The sequence below is a fragment of the Serratia proteamaculans genome, from assembly GCF_004684015.1.
Lineage (GTDB): Bacteria > Pseudomonadota > Gammaproteobacteria > Enterobacterales > Enterobacteriaceae > Serratia > Serratia proteamaculans_F.
Genome location: NZ_SRIA01000007.1, coordinates 246,563 through 269,031, shown reverse-complemented (window position 1 = coordinate 269,031; position 22,469 = coordinate 246,563). Strand labels below are relative to the sequence as shown.

Below are 22,469 nucleotides of genomic sequence, written 5' to 3'. Positions count from 1 at the left end.
ACCCGCTCAGTGAGCGGGTTTTAAGAATTTCGGCTGTAGCATTAGATAGCGATAACGTTAGCAGCAGATGGGCCTTTGGCACCGTTCGTGATTTCAAATTCTACACGCTGGCCTTCAGCAAGAGTTTTGAAACCATTGCTAGCGATGGCAGAGAAGTGAACGAAAACGTCCTTGCTACCATCTTCCGGAGTAATGAAGCCGAAGCCTTTGGATTCATTAAACCACTTAACGCTACCTTTAATCTTAGACATCAAACTTACCTTTAACGTGAATGAAAGACACTAACATGTGTCCAATACAGTACAGCAATTAGACGGGATTTTGTCCACAACCTGGATCACATAAAATCGATAAAGAGTGAAAAAGTCCGTGTCCTTCGGTGTAAATCGCTTGCCCCCTTTGCCATTGTCTCTGCAGGTAGTCCAATCCTCTTCAAAGCACGTCGAACAACGGTCGAACGCCTGTTTCCTCCACCGTCAACGCGCATTGACGGCGTGATGCAGACACAAACGCTATGAAATATAACCAGACAGTCTTTTTGCTTCCGGCGGCTCTGCACTAGGGTTAGAACTTATTAACCACTGTGAGCCAAGACTATGACCCGCCAACTGGCCGAAAAAATCGTCGCCTACCGCCGTGAACTGCATCAGAACCCTGAGCTGTCCAACCACGAATTTGCTACTACCGCCCGCCTGACCCGCTGGCTGGAAGAGGCCGGTATCCGTATTCTTCCGCTGGAGCTGAAGACCGGCCTGGTGGCCGAAATCGGCAGTGGCAAAGGGCCAATCATTGCACTGCGCGGAGATATTGACGCCCTGCCGATTGAGGAAATTTCCGGTGTGCCGTTCAGTTCGCAAAACAGCGGCGTGATGCACGCCTGCGGACATGATTTCCACACCTCGGTGATGCTGGGCGCAGCGCATTTGTTGAAAGCGCGAGAAGCCACCCTACCCGGCACGGTGCGCATTTTCTTCCAGCCGGCGGAGGAAACCTTCAACGGCGCCCAGCACCTGATCGACGCAGGGGCACTGGATAACGTGGCAGCGGTCTTCGGTCTGCACAACGCACCGGAGCTGCCGACGGGTACCTTTGCCACTCGCGCCGGGGCGTTTTACGCCAACGTCGATCGCTTCCAGATCCTGATCACCGGCAAGGGGGCGCACGCCGCCAAACCGGAGCAAGGGGTGGACACCATTGTCACCGCCAGCCAGATTGTCAACGCGCTGCAAACCTTGCCCAGCCGCAGCTTCAGTTCGCTGGAGTCGTTGGTAGTAAGCGTCACGCGTATTGAGGGCGGTAACACCTGGAATGTCCTGCCGCAGACCGTAGAACTGGAAGGCACGGTACGTACCCATAGCGATAAAGTCCGTCGCCAGGTACCGGATAAAATTCGCCAGGTAATTAATGGCGTCGCCGCATCCCTTGGCGCGCAAGCGGAGCTGCACTGGCAGGCCGGCCCACCGGCGGTGGTCAATGACGCACGCTGGGCAGACTTCAGTAAAACCGTTGCCGCCGAAGCCGGTTACCGGGTGGAAGAGGCTGAACTGCAGATGGGCGGGGAAGACTTTGCGCTTTATCTGCACCACGTACCGGGCGTGTTTGTCAGTATCGGCTCGGCCAGTGAATTTGGTCTGCACCACCCGCGCTTCAACCCGGATGAACAGGCAATTTTCCCGGCTTCGCAATATTTCGAACTGTTGGCTGAGCGCACGCTGCAGCAATTAGTCACCACAGCGGAAAAAGCCACCAGCGAAGCATAGAACTCGCCGGTTATTATTTCGCGGCGCAGTGTATTCTGCGCTGCGAGTTATTATTTCCCCTCGGCTATATTTGCCAGTTTCAACATTAGAATATGCGGTTTTGTTGTTTTACATCCTGATGGTGCTCGTCAATAGTGGAGCTCTAAAGATAGCGCCACACCGGCACTTAACAGGGTGAAAGCAATGAGCAACAGTGCGAAAGAACAACGACAATTGCGCCTTGGCGCCATTTTACATGGCGCATCGGGAAATATGTCTGCCTGGCGACATCCGGACGCCACTGCCGATGCCAGCATTAATCTAGATTTTAATATTACTGCAGCGAAAAAAGCCGAACAGGGTAAATTTGATTTCGTGTTTGTGGCCGACGGCTTATATATCAATGAGAAATCCATTCCGCATTTTCTCAATCGTTTCGAACCCTTAACCCTGCTCGCCGCGCTGTCCGTTGCCACCGATAAAATCGGGCTGGTGGGCACCTTATCCACCTCGTACAGCGATCCCTTTACCGTTGCGCGCCAGTTCGCCAGCCTGGATCACCTCAGCAAAGGCCGGGCCGGCTGGAACGTGGTGACCTCACCGCTGGAAGGTTCGGCCAAGAACTTCTCGCGCGCCGAGCATCCGGAACACAGCCTGCGCTACCGCATTGCCAGCGAATACCTCGACGTCACCAAAGGGTTATGGGACTCGTGGGAAAGCGACGCTTTTGTGCGCAACAAGAACAGCGGTGAATTCTTCAGCGCCGGTAAACTGCATACCCTGAATCACCGGGGCGAGTTCTTCTCGGTACAGGGGCCGCTGAATATTGGCCGCACGCCACAAGGACGGCCTATTGTGTTCCAGGCCGGCGCTTCGGAAGACGGCAAACAACTGGCAGCCAAACACGCCGACGCCATTTTCACCCACCATGAGAGCCAGCAACAGGCACAGGCGTTTTATCAGGACGTTAAAAAACAGTTGGTGGAACAAGGCCGTGAACCGGATGACCTGCGGATCTTTCAGGGCGTCAGCGTGATTGTCGGTGACGATAATGAAGATGTGGAGCGCCAGTACTGGGAAACCGCCCGCCTGGTCAGTATCGAAAACGCCCTCAACTACCTTGGCCGCTATTTCGAGCATTATGATTTCGCCCGTCATCCGCTCGATGAACCCTTTCCGGACGTCGGTGAACTGGGGCAAAACAGCTTTCGCAGCACCACCGACGCCATCAAACGCAATGCCCGCGAACGCAAGCTGACGTTACGGGAAGTCGCATTGGAGGCCGCCTCACCTCGCCCGGTATTTGGCGGCACCCCGGAAGCGGTGGCGGACGGCCTGCAAAACTGGTTCGACACCCAGGCAGCCGACGGTTTCATCATCAGCGGCGGCACGCCAAATTCATTCGGCCACTTTGTCGATCGCGTGGTGCCGATCCTGCAGCAACGCGGCCTGTTCCGCAGCGATTACAGCGGTGACACGTTGCGCGACCACCTGGGCCTTAAGCTGCCTGCCAATCAATTCACTCAATAACAATAATAATTCTTCAGGGGTGTCCGCGATGAGGAGTACAGGGTGACAAACGACGTTTTTATCCAAACGCTGCCAAGCGATCCGCTGGTCCAGCCGGTGATTGCAGGGCTATTCGGTGAATATCGCCAACGCTACGGCGACTATTTTGGTGACCAGGAACAGGAAGCACTGGATTTGTACGCCCCGCCGCAAGGCGCCTTTATCGTGCTATTGCGCGCCGGGGAGCCGATCGCCATGGGGGCCTTCAAACGCTACGATCCGCAAACTGCCGAGCTGAAACGCATCTGGACAAGAACCGATCTGCGCCGCCAGGGCCTGGCACAGCGGGTATTGCAGCAACTGGAAACGCTGGCGCTGCAACAGGGTTACCGCCAGCTCTACCTGACCACCGGCTTTCGCCAGCCGGAGGCGGTGGGCTTGTATTTAAGCAACGGCTACCAGCCGCAGTTTGATACCAGCGTCGATACTGAAGTCTACAGCCGCCCCCCTTACGATGGCCGGCTGCCATTTCGCAAAAGCCTGATAACAGCGGACGCACTCTGTTGCGCGCCGGAAAGGAAGATTGCCTAGGGGGCTTTCCCCCTTCCTAACCCTTTTATCTGTTTCAGGAGAGTTGTGATGTCCAAACAAGAAGTCTTAAAAGTGGTGCCCGCACGTTACCCGCTGCGGTTGGCAGGTGCGTTGTTCTCAGTGTTTATTGTGGCGGCGATCCTCCAGTCTGTGGCGACCAACGAGCGCTGGGAATGGGGGGTCTTCGCCGAATGGTTCTTTGCCCCGGCGGTATTATCGGGGCTGGGACAAACCCTGCTGCTGACGCTGCTCGGCACGCTGTTCAGTATCCTCTTCGGGACGCTGCTGGCCCTGGCGCGGCTGTCGCGTTCTTACCTGCTGGCATCGTTGGCGTGGGGGTATATTTGGCTGTTCCGTTCGCTGCCGCTGATCCTGGTGCTGATCGTTCTGTATAACTTCTCTTATCTGTACGACTCCATCTCTCTGGGCATCCCCTTTACCTCGCTGGTGTTCGCCAGCTATCCAACCATCGATATCCTCAGCCAGTTCTCGGTGGCGGTACTGGGGCTGACGCTGGTGCAGTCGGCCTATACCGCAGAAATCATCCGCGGCGGCATTATCGGGGTCGAGTATGGGCAGCATGAGGCGGCGGCGGCACTGGGGCTGCCGGGGTATCGCCGCACTTTCCGCATTATTTTGCCCCAGGCGTTGCGCTCAATCATTCCGACCGGCTTTAACGAAATTATCAGCCTGGCGAAGGGCACTTCGATTGTCTACGTGCTGGCGCTGCCGGAGCTGTTTTATACCATTCAGGTGATCTACAACCGCACCCAGCAGGTGATACCGCTGCTGATGGTCGCCACCGTCTGGTACCTGTTCATTACCACCGCGCTGTCGGTCATTCAGTATTACATCGAGCGCTATTTCGCCCGTGGCGCAGTGCGCGAACTGCCGCCAACGCCATGGCAGAAACTGGCCGGCTGGTTAAAACGTTAGGAGGAACCCATGTCCGAAGCCATTGATTATTATGCTCTGCGCGAAGCGGCGGTACACAGTATCGTGCCAGTACCGGCGCGCGGCCTGATTGAAATCAGCAACGTGAGCAAATTTTTCGGTAAGCACAAGGCACTGGACGACGTCAGCCTGACGCTGCAGCCGGGCACCGTCACGGTGATCCTCGGGCCTTCCGGTTCCGGCAAGTCCACCCTGTTGCGGGCCATCAACCACCTGGAGCGGGTTGATGAAGGCTTTATCCGCATCGACGGCGACTATGTCGGCTACCGGCGCAAAGGTGACAAGCTGTATGAGCTGAAAGAGAACGCCATTCTCAAACAGCGTATCAACGTCGGTTATGTGTTTCAGAACTTCAACCTGTTCCCTCACCTGACGGTACTGGAGAACATCATTGAAGCCCCGATAGCGCATAAAATTTACTCGCGGGCCGAGGCCAAAGAGGTGGCTTATCAACTGCTGGATACCGTCGGCCTGCGCCACAAGGCAGACGCCTATCCACGCCATCTGTCCGGTGGGCAACAGCAGCGCATCGCCATTGCCCGCGCTTTGGCACTGAACCCGAAGGTGATTTTGTTTGATGAACCGACCTCGGCGCTCGATCCAGAGTTGGTCGGTGAAGTATTGGACGTCATCAAAGGGCTGGCAGATCTTGGGGTGACGCTGGTGGTGGTCACCCATGAAATTGGTTTTGCGCGCGAGGCGGCGGATCAGATTGTTTTTATGGTCGATGGGCAAATCGTTGAACAGGGCGATGCCCGTCGGGTGCTGAACCATCCGCAACACCCTCGCACCATCAACTTCCTCAATAAAGTGCTGTGATCAGCGGGGCGTCAGCGGCGCCCCGCTCGGTTAAAGCAACGCGAAACGGCGTTTTTCAGCGGCAAAATCCAACGGCTTGATGCCACGCTGATTACGATCCTGCTCGGTCAGTAGCGCTGGGGGAATAAACCAGGTTACTTCAAACAGTAACCCATCCGGATCGTGCCCATAAATGCTTTTGTGCACGCCATGATCTTCTTCCAGCCCAAGAATACCGCGCTGCGCCAACTGGTCGCGAATACGCTCAAGTTCGTCCAGGCTGTCGACTTCCCAGGCCAAATGGTACAACCCGGCCGGCGGCTCGTTGTCCGCCGGTGGCTCACCGTTGGCGCGAAATACCCCGGCCCGCTGCTGCCCCAGGTTCTTGCTGAACAGCGCCAGATCGTGATCGTTATCCGAATCGGCCGCCTGGGTAAACACCGCTTTCTCCGAGCTGCCAGAAGGCTTGAGCTTAAACCCCAGCACCTGATGATAAAAATCCGCGCTCTGCTGCACATCGCTGACATACAGCACCGCATGGTTTAGCCGTTTAATGCCCATCGATTGTCCCTTTCAGAAATGAATAAAGTCAGAAAGAAAATAGCATGTGGCGACAACCCCGCTAAATGCCGTAATCGCATTATCAAATGCCCGGCACGCAATCTGTCACTGCAAGGCATTCCGCGCTATCATATGCACTGTATTGAGCGACTTTATGAGAATGATGATGAACGGCAAGATAACGACTTTTTTTGAAGACAAAGGCTTCGGCTTTATTACCGATGAGAACGGGGAAAATCGTTATTTTCACGTGATTAAAGTACAGAACCCGGAGCTGATTAAGAAAAACGCGGCGGTGACTTTCGAACCGACCAACAACACCAAAGGCCCATCGGCGTTTGCGGTCAAGGTGCTGGCGTCGAGCAAGTACATCATCATCGCCAACGAAAGAATCAAGATCACCAGCATCAAATCCTTCAACACCTTCACCAAAGAAGTGCCGGTGAAAGCGGACGTGGATAAAGAAAATACCGTGCTATCGGTCGGCCTGTTGATGAACCGCATTCGCCCGCAGTCCGAAGAGGCGCCGCAAACCATGCAGACGCTGCGTATGCTGACCATCACCACCTTCCAGAACGACACCCATACCTTCTCTGAACATGAGATCGACATGGATGAAACCCTGAAAGTGCTGAAAAGCCTGTAATCACAACCACCGCCAGCCGCATATACCCTATGAATTTCGAGTTGGCCGCTCTGGCGCGTCCATGCGCTCGCGGCATTTGTACATCCCTGTACAGCACAGCTAGGCGACCAGCTAGCTCATCCCCAGGTAGGGTAGGGGCGCTGCATGCTGCGCCCGCATTAATCGGGGCGAATATATTCGCCCCCTACAGTAACTGCGGGAGCGCTGCAGCTTGAAAGGCGACGGGTATAAAACATTCTAAGCAATTTGATACCACCTGTGTTAGCGTGGGCTTTCACCTGACACAGGCCATTTTATTATGTCTGATACCAGCAGTGTTAAAGGCTTTATCAACCGCTCCACCCAAATCGCCTGCCCCAAATGCGCCTACGTCACCACCCAAAAATGTGCGACGCTGCGGCAAAATGTCCTGCTTATCTGCCCAAATTGCGGTACCGAGTTTAAGCCCAAGCAAAACTGAAGCCCTTATTTAAACATGATGTGGCCTACGCTGTTGCCACTCACCGCGTTAAACGACTCCACCCGGTTACGTCCCTGCGACTTGGCGCGATAAAGCGCGATATCTGCCATATTCATTAGCTGTTCCAGCGACTTAACTTCGTTCATCCCCAGACTGGCGACGCCAACGCTGATAGTAATGTTCAACGGCACCTTGCCAGTGGGGTGCAAATCGGCTTTTTGTACCAATTGCCGCAAATGCTCTGCCAGTGCCACCCCCTGCGCTGCCAGCGCTCGCGGCAGCATAATGGCAAACTCTTCCCCACCCAAACGGCCAAATAGCTGATCGTGCCGCAACTCGCGCCGCACGATATGAGCGAATGAAGCCAGTACCTGATCGCCCGCCAGATGCCCATGGGTATCATTGATCTGTTTAAAATGGTCAATATCGATCAGCAGCAGCGACACCGCCTCCTTCGATTTATGCTTGTGTTCCAGCAGTTCACCCGCCTTGCGAGTCAGTGCATTGCGCGCCAATACACCAGTCAGAAAATCGTGATTGGCGCTGTGCTCCAGTCGCCGCATCAGCTTGCGGTTAACGGCAATTGAGCTGGCAAGGATCAGCGGCCCCATCACCAGCATGGCGATCCCCAAACGGGCTGACATCAGCGTGTCGAGGAAGGCAACGTGGTTGTTCGGCGTTTCATACAGCATCAGGTTGGCGGAGATACTGCTGATCTCGGTCATCCCCGTCAGCAACGTCAACAAGGTCACCGTGAACAGTTGGTAGCGCACCGCACACCACAGCAGCGCAGGAATGGGGAAAGCAATCGCCCCCGGACCGCCGATATACACACTGAACACCAGTGAAAACAGCAGCGCCAGCAGCGGCATACTGGCGCGCAGCTGCCAGTTGATTTGCATTCGCAACAGTTGCTTGAGACGCGGTGCCGCCAGCAGCACCGGCAATAACAGCAGGTTGGTCGAGAACTGCTCGCTGAACCAGGCTAACCAGGCAATAACGGCCGTGTTGTTGTACAGGCTGTCATTACGCAGTATCGATAAGGTCGACGCCACCGCCGCGCTACTCAGGCTGGCGGTAAACATATAAAGGATCGTCTGGGGCTTCCCCATCCGGCGCTGCGACTTTGGCAGCAGCGACATCACGCCGTAACCGGTAGCAATCAGCGACATATTGCAGGCGTTCAGCCACATCGCCAGCGACAGGCTCTCGCCGTTGGCCAAATCGGCGCCGATCATGCCAATGTAGATGGCCAGCCAACCGGATGGCCTGGCATAGGCGGGTTTACGTAATAACAGGCCGAGTAAAATCGCATTCACCGGCCAAAACAGCGAAAGCGATCCTATTGGGCGGGTAAAAATACCCAGCAGGGAAAGCAAAAAGGCCAGCAGAAAAAGCGTAATCAGCTGGATAGCCGCAGGCAAACCATGTTTGTCGCTTATTCTGGCGTTCATCGCCTTACCCATATATTTATAATAACCAGAGCAATTCTATGCATATTCCCTCGCCCGGCATAATGCAAATGACATAAAAACCAGAGGCAGACTTAAAAAACACAGGCAGATCAAACACAAAGATACATTCACTTTTATTTAACGGAATGTTCTTAGCTCAAGCCTTCACCGACATCGCTCATTACGAAAGGAGCTGCTAATAATATTCAAGGATATCTACCAGCATAGCGTAAAGCATCACCAATCGGCACAATGCAAAAACCATAAAAATAAAAAGGGTATTTTACTTGCTGCACGAACCATTCTGTTGATTATTATTTTTCAGCCAGTGAGTCCTGACAACAATTAAATCCGGGAATATAAAAAAAGCCCGCACAGTGCGGGCTCGCTTGAAGAGCAGCTAATTGACAGTTACGACACAGCCATTGCATACCTGTGTCGCTGCTCATTGTATCGCCGAAAGCTTAAGCCCACCTTAGTAACAAAAAACCCGGTCTAGGAACCGGGAATGTTTGTACGAAATGCAGTGTTAGCCCAAGCAGGCTAATAACATTCACCACTTTACGCTGCAATTGTGTAGAAAAAATGAGCGCAAGGGGAATGGCTATTAAGCCAGTTTGGCGGCAAAACCCGCCACTCGTTGCCCGTAAAGGCTGGCCGTTTCCAAATCACCAGACAACATTTCATCCACACCGGCGTCGGCAGGCGTTTGCACCAGCAGCCCTACCGAACCGCCCAGGTTATTCACATCGGTACGCTGCGCCGACTTGGTATTCGCGGGCATCAGCCCCAGGCTGACCCACAGGCCGCCATGCTGCGAGGCCAGAGTTTGCAGAGCGATCAGCGTAACCTGCTTATCACCGTTCAGGCTGGCGCTGTTGGTGAACCCACCGAAAACCTTGTCCTGCCACTTACGGCCAAACCAGGCTTTCGAACTGGCATCGGCAAACTTTTTGAACTGCCAGGACGGGCCCCCCATATAGGTCGGCGAACCAAAGATAATGGCATCCGCCTCATCGAGTTTCTGCCAGGCTTCATCGCTGATATTGCCTTCCTGATCGATAGCGATCAGTTCCGCTTGCGCGCCCTCGGCAACAACCTTTGCCAAACGCTCGGTGTGGCCGTAGCCGGAATGAAAAATAACCACTGTCTTCGCCATTAGGAACTCCCAGATCGTTGCAGTAGAGTGCCGACGGCACCCGAGGATAGTCCTACCCAATCTAATCAACTGACCCTGGGGTGAATACCAAATTTATCTGACAGAGTTATTCAAAAAAACCGGGCGCTCGAACAAAAAAAATCCCGCTCAAGGCGGGATAAACTTAACAGGGATGGGGTAATACACTACAGGGAATGGATAACACACAACATCATCGGGTAGGACTACACTACCAATCCCAATGTATAGAACTGTCATCCCTGAGTAAGTTTGCTCCGGCAGATGTAACGCCGGATGGAAATGTGACATTTTTACTCTGTGCCCGCTTGCGCAGAGCACCCATAATCCCCTCACCGCGCTCACAAAAATGATTAATAAACAATCAATAAAGGGCTATTGCCAATGCTGAATGCTAGAGTGAGGTTCCCTACATCTACCCGGTGAAAGATATGTCTATCTTTGATGCCCTTAAGATGTTCAGCAGCACAACGGTAAAAGTGACGTGTCCAGAATGCGCTCACGTGTTTGAGCAAAATAGCCGCAAAGTGCGTAACAACATCACCCTGATTTGCCCAAAATGCGGCCACTATTTCCTTCCTGACGAAAAGTAGTATCTGCAACGCCTCACCGCCTTTAGTGCGCAAGCTGAGTGGTATAGTTGGCGGCCACCCAGCGGTAGCCGTTGCCCTCGGCCTTCACGTGCCCCAGCCCGGGGAATGAGATATGGGCTGCGGCCACCCAGTCACCCTCGCGCGCCACCTGTGCCAGAATACGCTCTCGGGTTTGCACTGCCTGCTGCTGGTTCACATCAAAATGGATCGCCACCTCAGGGTCCGGCATTTGCACCGCCTTGGCGTGAATGATGTCGCCCCACAATACCAGCGTTTGCCCTTCGCTTTCGACCCGATAGACCACGCTACCCGGCGTGTGGCCCGGTGCCGGTAGCGCCTGGATACCGTCCAGTATTTTTAGCGGCGCAGTGAAAGTTTTCAGCTTACCGGCGGCGATCACCGGGTTAAGCGAATCTGCCGACTCCTTGAAAGTATGTCTCTGGCTCGCCTCCACCTTGCTGGGATTGGCCGTGTTCAGCCAAAAATCCACGTCTTTTTTATCGACATAAACCAGCGCATTAGGAAATGCCGGTTTGCCGTTTAACGACGCTCCGCCAGAGTGATCACCATGTATGTGGGTCAACAGTACCGCGTCCAGGGTTTCCGCTGGGTACCCCGCCGCACGCAGATTTTCCATCAGGTGCCCACCGGCTTTGCCGAATAGCGGTCCGGCCCCCGTATCGACCAACACTCGCTGCTTGCCGGTATCAATAACAAAGGTGTTGATTGAAGTTTCCGCCTGCGGCGTCATCGCCTCCTGGGCCATCCTTTGCTTCAGCTCCTGCGGCGAGATGTGGGTCAACAATTTATCGAGCGGAATGGTCACCGTGCCGTCGGACACGGCGGTAATGACAAATTTACCCAGTGGCATGCGGTAATAACCCGGTGCCTGGACCTGCACATCCGCCGTGGCAGCACCACTCAACAGTAAGCCGGCAAATGCCAGCGCAGAAAGCAGCTTCATAACATCCCCTTCAGTTAGAAAAATGCGTCGCCTTTAACGCTGACGGAGATTATGGTAGCGGCAGTTAACATCATTCAAATTGATTGGAATGATTATGAACATCAGAGAAAATGATTTTAGTCGTATCGACCTGAACCTACTGACGGTGCTGATGGTACTGTTTCGTGAACGCAGCGTGTCGCGGGCGGCAGAAAAGCTGTATCTGGGGCAACCGGCCGTCAGCGGTGCATTGGCACGTCTGCGTGACATGTTCAATGACCCACTGTTTATCCGTACCGCTCAGGGTATGGAACCCACCCCAAGGGCGCAAGCGCTGGTGCTGGCATTGACACCCTTGCTGGAAGAGATGCAGCAGGTGCTATTCCAGCCCCCCAACTTCGTTGCCGCCACGGCGCAACACAGCTTCCGGATAGGCATGGCCGATTGGGTCGAAATGTGGCTGATGCCCGTGCTAATGGCTGACCTGCAACAGCAGGCACCCGGCATCACTCTAAACGTGGTGGCCACCGATCCATTCCAGGATAGTGATGCGCTGGAACAGGACCGTATTGATCTGGCCATTTCCGTCGCACCATCGGGGCCTAAGTGGCTGCAGCGAGAAGTGTTGACCAAGATGCGCTTCTGCACTCTGTGGCATCCGGGACAGCTAAACCTGCCTACCCTGCTGCCGCTGGCGAATTACATTACTAACGACCACTTGCTGGTTTCCTACCGTGGCGCAAACACCAGCGCTATCGATGAGCAGCTGGCCACTCATGGGCTGCAGCGTTCGGTGCGTTACACCAGCCCGCACTTCGCCACACTGCCGCTGATCCTGCAGCGCAGCCCGACACTGGCCACCGTACCTGCCGGGCTGGGCAAAATCTGGAGTCAGGATTACGGCCTGAAGCGCAGCGAGCTACCGCTGGATCTCCCGCCTTTCGAAGTGGCCATGCTGTGGCATCACAAACGCAGTCAGGACCCCGCGTTAAAGTGGCTGATGGAGCGGATACGTGCGCTGGCGGCAGCCGCTTATCTGGCGGGGTGAACCACAAACAGCCGCGATTCGAACCCACCACTTTTAAAGGTACGGGTATTAACCCACCCCGACGGTGAGCGACCAAAATCCTGATTGAAATCGCCCCCGCTGACCAACCATACCCGGCGATGGGTTACAGACAGAGCTTTGAGATTATCAACGTAGGTTTGCGCCGCCCGATCGTGGAAGAAAGTCCCAAACCCGTAGGCATTGGGTTTACCGGAAATGCCATTGGGTTTTATCGGGGTATATAACAACGCGCGATAGTCTTTTTTGTTGTAATAGACATAACTCAGATAATTGAACATGTTGCTGACGACAACCGCATCGCCAGGCTGATAACCACTGTTGATATAGTGAACCATCCCCTTAAACTGATCTTTATCCGATAAATAATCATCACGCAGCCCACTGCCGAACAGCAGGCTAAAAAACACCAGCAGCGAAACCCCACGAACCTTACTTTTACTTTCTGCAATCAGGATTGCCAAAATGATTGGGATACCTAACGCAGCAAAGAACAAATAGCGATCGACAAACAGCGGCATCCGCCAGGAAATCGCAAACAGCAGCAAGACCGGGACAAATACCCCACTGAGCAGCAATAGCTTGAATTTGTTTTCCACCCCACGCGAAACCAGCAGCAAAGCAGACAACCCAACGAAGAAGGCCGGCAGCAACAGGAAAATACCCCAGAAATAATTGCGGCCGTCATCTCCGGTTAAAAAACGCCAGAACATGGCGGGCAGATCGCTCCATGCCACTTGTGGGATCCAGCCGACGTCCCCGCCGACTCTTAGCTCCGCAATATGAGCCAGCAAATTCAACAACACCAGCAACCAGGGGATATAAGCCAGCCCGATGGCCAGATTAGCCAGCCACCACGTCGATTGTTTTAAATAACCAACCGGCTCATCGCGCCGACAGGACAGTACCAATAGCACCATCCAGTGGGTCACCAGAGCAAAAACGGTGAAGTAGTGAGTATACAAACTCAGTGTCATCAACACCGCATAGGCCGCCAGATAACGACGGTTGGCAGGTGCCTTCAACCACATCACCAGTGCCATGGTCGCAGCGATGATCAACATCCCCATCAGCGCATACATGCGCGCTTCCTGACTGTAACGTACCGCCATCGGCATAATTGCCATCAGGCCACCGGCCAGCAACGCTGCCCGTTCATTGGCCAGCCAGCGGGTTAGTTTGATCGCCAGCGCCACCGTAACCACGCCAAACAGCATGCTGAGGGAGCGCACCGCCAGAATGCTGTCGCCAAACAACAGCATCCAACCATGCAGCAGCAGATAATAAAGCGGGGGATGTACGTCAAAGGATGCATGGTAGAGCAACGCCGACAGGTCATAGCGGCTGGTCAACACGCTGGACGCTTCGTCACACCAAAAATATTTGTTGGTTAGAGAAATGCCCCGAATCACGGCCGCAAACATCACGATCAAATACACGTATTGTTTATAGCCAATGCCTTTTAATCTGTTGCTCGTCAGGGGGGCATTTGATATTTGTTGCAGTGACATAGCCACATTCCGCCGGATTGCTCCACACAATGTGGAGACGCCGCGTCATCATTGCCGAGAACGAGTAAATGGCGACTCAATCAACAGGTAAAAGTCAGTGAAATCTCTCAGTAAAGTATTCACTTTACTGCCATGGGCCGATGCAGGCTAAACTAAAGCTTCCGAACTTTGCGCGCTGATAAAGCAGCCTGAGTTCCGCAAAGCAGAGCGGTTGAATCGACAGGATGAAACATGGGGGCGCCGAGATGCACAGAGAACGACACAGTATCGAAAAGATAGGCTGGCTCAGAGCCGCGGTCCTTGGCGCTAACGATGGCATCGTCTCTACCGCCAGCCTGCTGTTGGGGGTAGCATCCGCCAATGTCACTCACCAAAGTATTCTGTTGACCGGCATTGCTGGTTTGGTTGCCGGTGCAATGTCGATGGCAACCGGTGAATATGTTTCCGTGTCTTCTCAATCAGACACCGAGAAAGCCGCCCTGGCGGAAGAACAGGCCGAGCTGGATGCCGATTTTCAGGGTGAATTTCGCGAGCTAACCGCAATTTATGTCCATCGGGGCCTGGACACCGCGCTGGCGAAACAAGTGGCAGAAAAACTGATGAGCCATGATGCTTTGGCAGCACATGCGCGCGAGGAATTGGGCATTTCAGAAATCACCACCGCCCGCCCCTTGCAGGCTGCTCTGACTTCTGCAGCCAGTTTCTCGACGGGGGCCATATTGCCTTTATTGGTGGCCGCGATTGTCCCGGCCCAGTGGGCGATCCCCGCCATTGCCTTTTCTGCATTAATTTCTCTGGCCATTCTGGGGGGGATTGCCGCCAAGGCCGGTGGCGCACCGATAGGTCCCGGTATTATTCGCATTACTTTTTGGAGCGCCCTGGCTATGGGTGTTTCATCAGGCGTTGGTGCACTTTTTGGGTCAATAGCCGGCTGAGGTCGGCGCCCCTGTGAGTCCCTATTCTGGTTATAAAATAATGACGCACACTACCGGTAATGCATTCAAAATAATTCCCCAGGTAATACTGGAGCGTAAAATAGTCTCGGCTGCTATTGCAGGCGCTATTTTCTCCGTTAGTCCTTCAGTCCTTAAATAATCAGCCAAACGTTCGAGGTTGCCATTAAATTCCTTTATCAGTGACTTTAACGCCTTTGGCAACAATGCCACCAGCGAAGGAATTTCAACGGGTTTAAACCCACGCAAGAACTCGAGCAGTTCGCCGTAGCGAAGACCGCTAAAGATATTCTTCAGTAGAGAGTTATCCAATTTCAGGGCCAGCTGACGTTGAATATCCGCTTCAAGCAAACACCAAAATGCCCTGGCTGCGTGACCTTTTCCCATCTCGTCCAGAGTCGATAGAATATCCTCTACGTTTAATTCATTAATGGTCTGCCGTATTGCAGTTTGGTTAGCCAACCATACCGGACCGCAGCATTTCCCGACGTAGGGCGAGTAACCAAGGATATCCTTAACTAATTCAAAATTATTGCTCAACAACGCCCCCAGCTCCTGGTGGCTTGCAGTTTCCATTCTGGCTTTAAATACCATGACACTCTCGGCTCAGTCCCTGTCGATGCGCAGAACCATATCAATACAACCGTATTGAAAAAAGACACTTTGCCAATATTTACAAAGCTGCACTCTGTCCGATCAGAGCATCGACTAACACCGGATTAGCATCATGTCATTTGGATATAACAACTTGGCGACAGGCAAAACTCAGTCGCTAATTTTCGGATGAGCACATCCGGTTCTAACAATCTAACCGAGCGCGCACGAAAAATTGACGCTCTATTGGGCGTTAACGGTGAATGCGAGAAATCAGACAGGATTAGGAATTATGTAAGAAGTTGAATCTAAATGGTACGCCCTACAGGGCTCGAACCTGTGACCTACGGCTTAGAAGGCCGTTGCTCTATCCAACTGAGCTAAGGGCGCATTGGGATGCGGCAACCGGAGTTGCGGAGTGCGATTATACGGTCAGGGGTTACTGAGTCAATGCCTTTTCATGACGTTACGGCGGTGGCCGTGCTTTATGGTGGTTTTTCCACCATTCCCCTTGCCGTTCGCTAAATTCACCTCATCATTCGCAGCAAATGTCCTTCCGATGCATCTTATCTACATAGCCTGAGGTACAGCGCACGCAGCCGTGCTCGCCAGGATGGCGGTGCTTTATGTTCCGCGAGCTGATGCAACGCCATCAGCTGCGCCACGTCCGCCGGGTGCATCGACGAGTCGAATACTGTTTCGCCCACGTGTTTGGGCGGGTTAATCGGGTGAGCAATCAGCTGATGCCATGGGTGTAGCCGGGTGATGATCATCATGATGGTGGCTCCGTTAGCGCCTGCGGCTGGCGCGAATACCGCAGTGTGAATAGCCACAGCTTAGGTAGCACGAAGTAAAAAAGGCGTAGAGGATCATTCTGTTGGCATAAAAAAAGCGTAAATCATGCCTGGCAAACGCTGTCGAATACGATTCAGCGCCTGACAGCGCGCTCCGCTTCTGACAAAATAGCGCCATCCCCGGCTTTTCTTAATTGATGGATTTCCTCACTGATGTCAGCAAAGATTATTGATGGTAAAACGATTGCGCAGCAGGTTAGAAACGAAGTGGCTGAGCAAGTTAAACAACGTCTGGCCGCCGGCAAACGCGCGCCAGGCCTGGCAGTCGTGCTGGTTGGCGAGAACCCGGCCTCACAGATTTACGTCGCCAGCAAGCGCCGCGCCTGCGATGAGGTGGGCTTCCTTTCCCGCTCCTACGATTTGCCTGCCACCACCAGTGAGGCTGAACTGCTGGCACTGATCGATCAATTGAATGCCGACGGCGAAATCGACGGCATCCTGGTGCAGTTGCCACTGCCTGCCGGCATCGATAACGTCAAAGTTCTGGAGCGTATTCATCCGGATAAAGACGTCGACGGTTTCCACCCTTACAACGTCGGCCGTCTGTGCCAGCGCTCGCCTAAACTGCGCCCATGCACCCCGCGCGGCATCGTCACCCTGCTCGAGCGTTACAACATCGATACCTATGGGCTGAATGCGGTGGTGGTTGGCGCGTCCAACATCGTCGGCCGCCCGATGAGCATGGAGCTGCTGCTGGCCGGTTGCACCACCACCGTGACCCACCGTTTCACCAAGAACCTGCGTCACCACGTTGAAAACGCCGATCTGCTGATCGTCGCGGTCGGTAAACCGGGCTTTATTCCGGGTGACTGGATCAAACCGGGCGCGATCGTGGTGGATGTCGGTATCAACCGCCTGGAAAGTGGTAAAGTAGTCGGCGACGTAGAATTCGATGCCGCCAGCGAACGCGCGGCCTATATTACTCCGGTTCCGGGTGGCGTTGGCCCAATGACCGTTGCTACACTGATCCAAAATACCTTGCAGGCCTGCGAGGTTTATCACGACGTTCAACCTAAATAAGTAAGGCAGTATGGAAACTTTTAATCTGGATAATCACCCGCACGTCGAACTGTGCGACCTGCTCAAGTTCCAGGGCTGGTGTGAAAGTGGCGGTGCCGCCAAAGAAGTCATCGCCGATGGGCAGGTGAAAGTAAACGGCAAAGTAGAAACGCGCAAGCGCTGCAAAATCGTCGCCGATCAGGTGGTGGAGTTTAACGGCGGCAAGGTTGTCGTTAAGCCGTAAGCCGTGCTCCATAGAAAAAGGCGCTGAGGGTTAACCCAGCGCCTTTTTTATTTTCAGCCTAAAGCGAATTACTTACGGCGCCAGGTGGTTCCCTGCGGGCCATCTTCCAGCACGATGTTCATCTCGTTCAAACGATCGCGTGCGGCATCCGCCAGCGCCCAATCTTTGGCTTTGCGCGCGTCATTGCGCTGTTTGATCAAGGCTTCAATCTCCGCCACTTCACCGTCGTCTGCCTGTGCGCCGCCCTGCAGGAACAGTTCCGGCTCTTGCTGCAACAGACCCAGCACCTTCGCCAGCTTGCGCAGTTCCGCCGCCAGGCCGTTGGCTGCCGTCAGATCTTCAGCCTTCAGGCGGTTAACCTCACGCGCCAAATCAAACAGCGCCGAGTAAGCTTCCGGGGTGTTGAAGTCGTCATCCATGGCTTCGCGGAAACGGGCTTCAAACACTTCGCCGCCGGCCGGTTGGGCGTTAACGTCGGTACCGCGCAGCGCGGTGTACAGACGTTCCAGGGCGGTACGCGCCTGTTTCAGGTTCTCTTCGCTGTAGTTCAGCTGGCTGCGATAGTGGCCAGACATCAGGAAGTAACGCACGGTTTCGGCGTCGTAGTAACCCAGTACGTCGCGGATGGTGAAGAAGTTATCCAGCGATTTCGACATTTTTTCTTTGTCGATCATCACCATGCCGGAGTGCATCCAGTAGTTGACGTACGGGCCGTCGTGCGCGCAGCTCGACTGGGCAATCTCGTTCTCGTGGTGCGGGAACATCAGATCAGAACCGCCGCCGTGGATATCAAAATGGGTGCCCAGCTGCTTGCAGTTCATCGCAGAACATTCAATGTGCCAGCCCGGACGGCCTGCGCCCCATGGTGATTCCCAGCTCGGTTCGCCCGGCTTGGACATCTTCCACAGCACGAAATCCATCGGGTTGCGTTTTACGTCATCGATCTCTACCCGCGCACCGGCCTGCAGTTGATCCAGATCCTGGCGTGACAGCAGGCCGTATTGCGGATCGCTGTCGATGGAGAACATTACGTCACCGTTGCTGGCCACGTAGGCGTGATCGCGATCGATCAGGCGCTGGGTGATCTCAACGATCTCGGCGATATGCTGAGTGGCGCGTGGTTCGATGTCCGGGCGTTCAATCAGCAGGGAATCGAAGTCGGCGTGCATCTCTGCCAACATGCGCGTCGTCAGTTGATCACAGCTTTCGCCATTCTCTGTCGCACGGCGGATAATTTTATCGTCAACGTCGGTAACGTTACGCACGTAGTTCAGCGAATAACCGAGGTAACGCAAATAACGCGCGACTACGTCGAAAGCAACAAAGGTACGCCCGTGGCCGATATGACACAGGTCATAGATGGTTACCCCGCACACGTACATGCCCACTTTACCGGCATGAATGGGTTTAAATTCCTCTTTTTGACGACTCAGGGTATTAAAAATCTTTAGCATCGGGACATTCCGTGGTGTGCGTGATAACAAAAATAGTAATTAGGCGATTCACCCAGCAGCGTATTGAAACCCGAAGCCTGATCTAATGCAAGGTTAAGGCCGCGCTTTGCTAAGCTGAGAGGTGGAAAACGGTGAGAAATCAGCGATCGCCATTAATGTTATAATATAACAATTAACGTTTTACCACAGCCAGCGTGCGGTTTACCCGCTGCTGACTGATTAAAGGAGATATGTTATAACGGCGGTCTGATTGTTCACTCGATCCTTGTGACATCTCAATTCATCTTGTTAGGACTAAAACTATGGTTACTTTCCACACTAATCACGGCGATATCGTTATCAACACCTTTGCTGACAAAGCGCCGGTTACCGTTGAAAACTTCCTGAACTACTGCCGTGAAGGTTTCTACAATAACACCATTTTCCACCGTGTTATCAATGGCTTTATGGTTCAGGGCGGCGGTTTTGAGCCTGGCATGACCCAGAAAGACACCAAAGCGACTATCAAGAACGAAGCCAACAACGGTCTGAAAAACACCATCGGTACCCTGGCAATGGCTCGCACCAACGATCCACACTCTGCGACCGCACAGTTCTTCATCAACGTGGCAGACAACGACTTCCTGAACTTCCGCGGCGAAAACGCACAGGGCTGGGGCTACTGCGTATTTGCTGAAGTGGTTGAAGGCATGGACGTGGTTAACAAGATCAAAGCGGTGAAAACCGGCCGTAGCGGCATGCACCAGGACGTACCGGTAGAAGACGTGATCGTCACTAGCGTTACCGTCAGCGAGTAATCGCGGCTGCATGAACACGCTGTTCATCGCAGATCTGCATTTAAGCGCACAGGAACCGGCAATCACTGCCGGTTTTCTGCGTTTTTTGCGGCAAGATGCCATTCACGCCGACGCCCTGTACATTCTTGGCGACCTGTTTGAAGCCTGGATCGGCGATGACGATCCAGAACCGCTGCACGGCGAAATCGCCGCGGCACTGAAGACGCTGCAACAGGCTGGCGTCCCCTGCTACTTTATCCACGGCAACCGTGATTTTCTGGTCGGCAAACGCTTTGCCCGTGCCAGCGGTATGCAACTGCTGCCGGAAGAGAAAGTGCTGGAGCTGTATGGCCGAAAAATCCTGATCCTGCATGGCGACACGCTGTGTACCGACGATCAGGCCTACCAACAGTTTCGCCGTAAGGTACACAATCCGCTGATCCAAAAACTGTTTCTGGCAATGCCGCTGCGCTGGCGTCTTAAGATCGCGGCCAAAATGCGTGCCCGCAGCCAGCAGAGTAACCAGTACAAGTCGGACTCCATTATGGACGTCAACCCACAGGCGGTTGAGCAGGCGATGCTGCGCCACCAGGTTCACTGGATGATCCACGGCCACACTCACCGTCCAGCGGTGCATGAATGGGCATTGAGCAACGGCGAGGCCCACCGCGTGGTGCTGGGAGCCTGGCACGTTGAAGGCTCAATGATCAAAGTCAGTGCCGACGCCGTCGAGCTGATCCAATTCCCGTTCTAAGTTCCTGACTTGTCGCGCAGGTAAAAAAATTCACGCTTTTGGCGATGAAAACCGGCGACGCAACCGTTTTCCTCGCCGTGCGCTCATGGTATGCTCTGTGCCCTCATTCGGCCTCCCGCCGCAGGCAACCGGCCGTCGTTTGTACAATACAGGAGCCTTACACCCATGGGAGCCAACGCCGCTTCAGCCACCCACGCTGGGGTTAAAATCGCAATTGTAATGGGATCGAAAAGTGACTGGGCCACCATGCAGTTTGCCGCCGAAGTCCTGACCTCGCTCGATGTCCCGTTCCATGTCGAAGTCGTTTCCGCTCATCGCACGCCAGACAAGCTGTTCAGCTTTGCCGAGCAGGCAACTGACAATGGCTTTGACGTGATCATTGCCGGTGCTGGCGGTGCTGCGCACCTGCCGGGCATGCTGGCGGCGAAAACGCTGGTTCCGGTGCTGGGTGTTCCGGTGCAAAGCGCCGCACTGAGCGGTGTAGACAGCCTGTATTCGATCGTGCAAATGCCGCGCGGTATTCCCGTGGGTACGCTGGCCATCGGCAAAGCCGGTGCTGCCAACGCCGCCCTGCTGGCGGCGCAAATTCTGGCGCTGCACGACACCGCGCTGGCGCAACGCCTGGCCGGCTGGCGTCAGGCACAAACTGACGAGGTGCTGAACCACCCGGATCCGCGGGAGGAAGCATGAAGCCGGTTTGCGTACTGGGCAACGGTCAGTTAGGGCGCATGCTGCGCCAGGCCGGTGAACCGCTGGGCATCGCCGTATATCCGGTAGGCCTCGACGCCGAACCGGAAGCCGTGCCCTACCAGAACAGCGTGATCACCGCCGAAATTGAACGCTGGCCGGAAACCGCGCTGACGCGCGAACTGGCAACCCATAACAGCTTCGTCAACCGCGATATCTTCCCACGTCTGGCAGACCGCCTGACGCAAAAGCAGTTGCTCGACCAGCTTGGTCTGGCCACCGCGCCGTGGCAACTGCTGGCTGACGCCGCCGAATGGCCACAGGTGTTCGCTACCCTGGGTGAACTGGCGATCGTCAAACGCCGCGTAGGCGGTTACGACGGCCGCGGCCAGTGGCGCTTGCGCCCAGGCCAGGAAGCCGAATTGCCGGCCGATGCCTATGGCGAATGTATCGTCGAGCAAGGGATTAACTTCTCCGGTGAGGTGTCACTGGTCGGCGCACGCGGGCATGACGGCCAGTCAGTGTTCTATCCGCTGACCCATAACCTGCATGAAGAAGGCATTCTGCGCACCAGCGTGGCGCTGCCGCAGCCCAACCCTGCCCTGCAACAGCAGGCGGAGCAAATGCTGACGGCCATCCTTGATGAGCTGAACTACGTCGGCGTGATGGCGATGGAGTGCTTTATCGTTGGCGATCGCCTGTTGATTAACGAGCTGGCCCCGCGGGTACACAACAGTGGGCACTGGACGCAGAACGGCGCTTCCATCAGCCAGTTCGAACTGCATCTGCGCGCTATTCTCGCCCTGCCGCTGCCAAAACCGGTAGTCAGCACGCCGTCGGTGATGGTCAACCTGATTGGCACCGCAGTGAATCAGCAATGGCTGGCGTTACCGCTGGTACATCTGCACTGGTATGAGAAAGAGGTGCGTGAAGGTCGTAAAGTCGGGCACCTGAACCTGAACGATCCTGACGCGGCTGTATTGCAGCAGACCTTGCAGGCACTGGCACCGCTGCTGCCGAGCGAATACCAAAGCGGTCTGGCCTGGGCTCAGCAAAAGCTGGCTTAAACGTTTCTCCGTGCCAAAAGTTGTTTCATGGTAGGGGCGCTGCATGCCGCGCCCTATCATATAATCTACGGGTTAAGTCGGGGCG

At 54.6% G+C, this 22,469-nt stretch carries 25 protein-coding genes and 1 tRNA gene; 16 read left to right on the top strand and 10 right to left on the bottom strand.

Features of this window, described 5'->3' with window-relative positions; genetic code table 11:
* Positions 1-41: 41 nt before the first annotated feature.
* A complete protein-coding gene (cspE, locus tag E5C26_RS06000) occupies positions 42-251 on the bottom strand; it encodes a transcription antiterminator/RNA stability regulator CspE (protein ID WP_002210315.1) in 210 nt (69 codons plus the stop codon).
* 345 nt (positions 252-596) lie between these two features.
* Here cspE and E5C26_RS05995 point away from each other — a divergent pair, with 345 nt between their 5' ends.
* The 5 genes from E5C26_RS05995 (at position 597) to E5C26_RS05975 (ending at position 5,612) form a co-directional block, all read left to right on the top strand.
* Positions 597-1,760 carry a M20 peptidase aminoacylase family protein gene (locus tag E5C26_RS05995; protein ID WP_135315479.1) on the top strand — a complete coding sequence of 388 codons (1,164 nt, stop codon included), beginning with the start codon at positions 597-599 and terminating at the stop codon, positions 1,758-1,760.
* A 183-nt stretch (positions 1,761-1,943) separates the two neighbouring features.
* The gene (locus tag E5C26_RS05990) at positions 1,944-3,269 is read left to right on the top strand and encodes an LLM class flavin-dependent oxidoreductase (protein ID WP_135315478.1); all 1,326 of its coding nucleotides are present in this window, start codon (positions 1,944-1,946) and stop codon (positions 3,267-3,269) included.
* A 42-nt stretch (positions 3,270-3,311) separates the two neighbouring features.
* Positions 3,312-3,839 (top strand): GNAT family N-acetyltransferase, encoded by a 528-nt coding sequence (locus E5C26_RS05985; protein WP_135315477.1) that lies wholly within the window; start codon positions 3,312-3,314, stop codon positions 3,837-3,839.
* A 48-nt stretch (positions 3,840-3,887) separates the two neighbouring features.
* Positions 3,888-4,775, top strand: coding sequence for an amino acid ABC transporter permease (locus E5C26_RS05980; RefSeq protein ID WP_135315476.1), 888 nt, complete (start codon positions 3,888-3,890; stop codon positions 4,773-4,775).
* Positions 4,776-4,784: 9 nt separating this feature from the next.
* Positions 4,785-5,612, top strand: a complete 828-nt coding sequence (locus tag E5C26_RS05975; protein ID WP_135315475.1) for an amino acid ABC transporter ATP-binding protein — start codon at positions 4,785-4,787, stop codon at positions 5,610-5,612.
* 30 nt (positions 5,613-5,642) lie between these two features.
* On the opposite strand, the gene E5C26_RS05970 is transcribed toward E5C26_RS05975, so the two are convergent.
* The gene (locus tag E5C26_RS05970; RefSeq protein WP_135315474.1) at positions 5,643-6,152 is read right to left on the bottom strand and encodes a VOC family protein; all 510 of its coding nucleotides are present in this window, start codon (positions 6,150-6,152) and stop codon (positions 5,643-5,645) included.
* A gap of 166 nt (positions 6,153-6,318) precedes the next feature.
* Here E5C26_RS05970 and E5C26_RS05965 point away from each other — a divergent pair, with 166 nt between their 5' ends.
* Positions 6,319-6,798 carry a cold-shock protein gene (locus E5C26_RS05965; protein WP_017891897.1) on the top strand — a complete coding sequence of 160 codons (480 nt, stop codon included), beginning with the start codon at positions 6,319-6,321 and terminating at the stop codon, positions 6,796-6,798.
* 298 nt (positions 6,799-7,096) lie between these two features.
* Positions 7,097-7,258 (top strand): YnfU family zinc-binding protein, encoded by a 162-nt coding sequence (locus E5C26_RS24765; protein WP_240775904.1) that lies wholly within the window; start codon positions 7,097-7,099, stop codon positions 7,256-7,258.
* A 5-nt stretch (positions 7,259-7,263) separates the two neighbouring features.
* On the opposite strand, the gene E5C26_RS05960 is transcribed toward E5C26_RS24765, so the two are convergent.
* Both E5C26_RS05960 and E5C26_RS05955 read right to left on the bottom strand, forming a co-directional pair.
* A complete protein-coding gene (locus tag E5C26_RS05960) occupies positions 7,264-8,712 on the bottom strand; it encodes a GGDEF domain-containing protein (RefSeq protein WP_135315473.1) in 1,449 nt (482 codons plus the stop codon).
* A gap of 607 nt (positions 8,713-9,319) precedes the next feature.
* Positions 9,320-9,871: a flavodoxin family protein gene (locus E5C26_RS05955; RefSeq protein WP_135315472.1), complete on the bottom strand. Its 552-nt coding sequence runs from the start codon at positions 9,869-9,871 to the stop codon at positions 9,320-9,322.
* A gap of 449 nt (positions 9,872-10,320) precedes the next feature.
* Between E5C26_RS05955 and E5C26_RS24760 the strand changes: the two genes are divergently transcribed.
* The gene (locus E5C26_RS24760) at positions 10,321-10,482 is read left to right on the top strand and encodes a zinc-ribbon domain-containing protein (RefSeq protein ID WP_260516239.1); all 162 of its coding nucleotides are present in this window, start codon (positions 10,321-10,323) and stop codon (positions 10,480-10,482) included.
* A gap of 22 nt (positions 10,483-10,504) precedes the next feature.
* Here E5C26_RS24760 and E5C26_RS05950 read toward each other — a convergent pair whose 3' ends face one another.
* The gene (locus E5C26_RS05950) at positions 10,505-11,446 is read right to left on the bottom strand and encodes an MBL fold metallo-hydrolase (RefSeq protein WP_135315471.1); all 942 of its coding nucleotides are present in this window, start codon (positions 11,444-11,446) and stop codon (positions 10,505-10,507) included.
* A 94-nt stretch (positions 11,447-11,540) separates the two neighbouring features.
* Here E5C26_RS05950 and E5C26_RS05945 point away from each other — a divergent pair, with 94 nt between their 5' ends.
* Positions 11,541-12,473 (top strand): LysR family transcriptional regulator, encoded by a 933-nt coding sequence (locus tag E5C26_RS05945; RefSeq protein ID WP_135315470.1) that lies wholly within the window; start codon positions 11,541-11,543, stop codon positions 12,471-12,473.
* On the opposite strand, the gene E5C26_RS05940 is transcribed toward E5C26_RS05945, so the two are convergent.
* Complete coding sequence (locus tag E5C26_RS05940; protein WP_135315469.1) at positions 12,458-14,002, bottom strand: glycosyltransferase family 39 protein; 1,545 nt, start codon at positions 14,000-14,002, stop codon at positions 12,458-12,460. The two genes, E5C26_RS05945 and E5C26_RS05940, sit on opposite strands and share 16 nt — an antisense overlap.
* Positions 14,003-14,247: 245 nt before the next feature.
* Between E5C26_RS05940 and E5C26_RS05935 the strand changes: the two genes are divergently transcribed.
* Complete coding sequence (locus E5C26_RS05935) at positions 14,248-14,937, top strand: VIT1/CCC1 transporter family protein (RefSeq protein ID WP_135315468.1); 690 nt, start codon at positions 14,248-14,250, stop codon at positions 14,935-14,937.
* Positions 14,938-14,967: 30 nt separating this feature from the next.
* Here E5C26_RS05935 and E5C26_RS05930 read toward each other — a convergent pair whose 3' ends face one another.
* The 3 genes from E5C26_RS05930 to E5C26_RS05920 form a co-directional block, all read right to left on the bottom strand.
* Positions 14,968-15,549 (bottom strand): hypothetical protein, encoded by a 582-nt coding sequence (locus tag E5C26_RS05930; protein ID WP_135315467.1) that lies wholly within the window; start codon positions 15,547-15,549, stop codon positions 14,968-14,970.
* Between the two features lie 313 nt (positions 15,550-15,862).
* Positions 15,863-15,939, bottom strand: a tRNA-Arg gene (locus E5C26_RS05925).
* 176 nt (positions 15,940-16,115) lie between these two features.
* Positions 16,116-16,325 carry a hypothetical protein gene (locus tag E5C26_RS05920; protein ID WP_135315466.1) on the bottom strand — a complete coding sequence of 70 codons (210 nt, stop codon included), beginning with the start codon at positions 16,323-16,325 and terminating at the stop codon, positions 16,116-16,118.
* Between the two features lie 231 nt (positions 16,326-16,556).
* On the opposite strand from E5C26_RS05920, the gene folD reads away from it, so the two are divergent.
* Both folD and ybcJ read left to right on the top strand, forming a co-directional pair.
* Complete coding sequence (folD, locus tag E5C26_RS05915) at positions 16,557-17,423, top strand: bifunctional methylenetetrahydrofolate dehydrogenase/methenyltetrahydrofolate cyclohydrolase FolD (protein WP_135315465.1); 867 nt, start codon at positions 16,557-16,559, stop codon at positions 17,421-17,423.
* 10 nt (positions 17,424-17,433) lie between these two features.
* Positions 17,434-17,646 (top strand): ribosome-associated protein YbcJ, encoded by a 213-nt coding sequence (gene ybcJ / locus E5C26_RS05910; protein ID WP_012005606.1) that lies wholly within the window; start codon positions 17,434-17,436, stop codon positions 17,644-17,646.
* Positions 17,647-17,714: 68 nt separating this feature from the next.
* Here ybcJ and cysS read toward each other — a convergent pair whose 3' ends face one another.
* A complete protein-coding gene (gene cysS, locus E5C26_RS05905) occupies positions 17,715-19,100 on the bottom strand; it encodes a cysteine--tRNA ligase (protein ID WP_017891882.1) in 1,386 nt (461 codons plus the stop codon).
* Positions 19,101-19,402: 302 nt separating this feature from the next.
* On the opposite strand from cysS, the gene ppiB reads away from it, so the two are divergent.
* The 4 genes from ppiB to purK all read left to right on the top strand — a co-directional run bounded on the left by ppiB (position 19,403) and on the right by purK (position 22,384).
* Positions 19,403-19,897 carry a peptidylprolyl isomerase B gene (gene ppiB / locus E5C26_RS05900; protein ID WP_012005604.1) on the top strand — a complete coding sequence of 165 codons (495 nt, stop codon included), beginning with the start codon at positions 19,403-19,405 and terminating at the stop codon, positions 19,895-19,897.
* Positions 19,898-19,907: 10 nt separating this feature from the next.
* On the top strand, positions 19,908-20,630 hold the full coding sequence (locus tag E5C26_RS05895) for a UDP-2,3-diacylglucosamine diphosphatase (protein WP_135315464.1): 723 nt from the start codon (positions 19,908-19,910) through the stop codon (positions 20,628-20,630).
* A 165-nt stretch (positions 20,631-20,795) separates the two neighbouring features.
* Positions 20,796-21,320 carry a 5-(carboxyamino)imidazole ribonucleotide mutase gene (purE, locus tag E5C26_RS05890; RefSeq protein WP_135315463.1) on the top strand — a complete coding sequence of 175 codons (525 nt, stop codon included), beginning with the start codon at positions 20,796-20,798 and terminating at the stop codon, positions 21,318-21,320.
* On the top strand, positions 21,317-22,384 hold the full coding sequence (purK, locus tag E5C26_RS05885) for a 5-(carboxyamino)imidazole ribonucleotide synthase (protein WP_135315462.1): 1,068 nt from the start codon (positions 21,317-21,319) through the stop codon (positions 22,382-22,384). Before purE ends, purK begins: the two co-directional genes overlap by 4 nt.
* Positions 22,385-22,469: the final 85 nt, after the last annotated feature.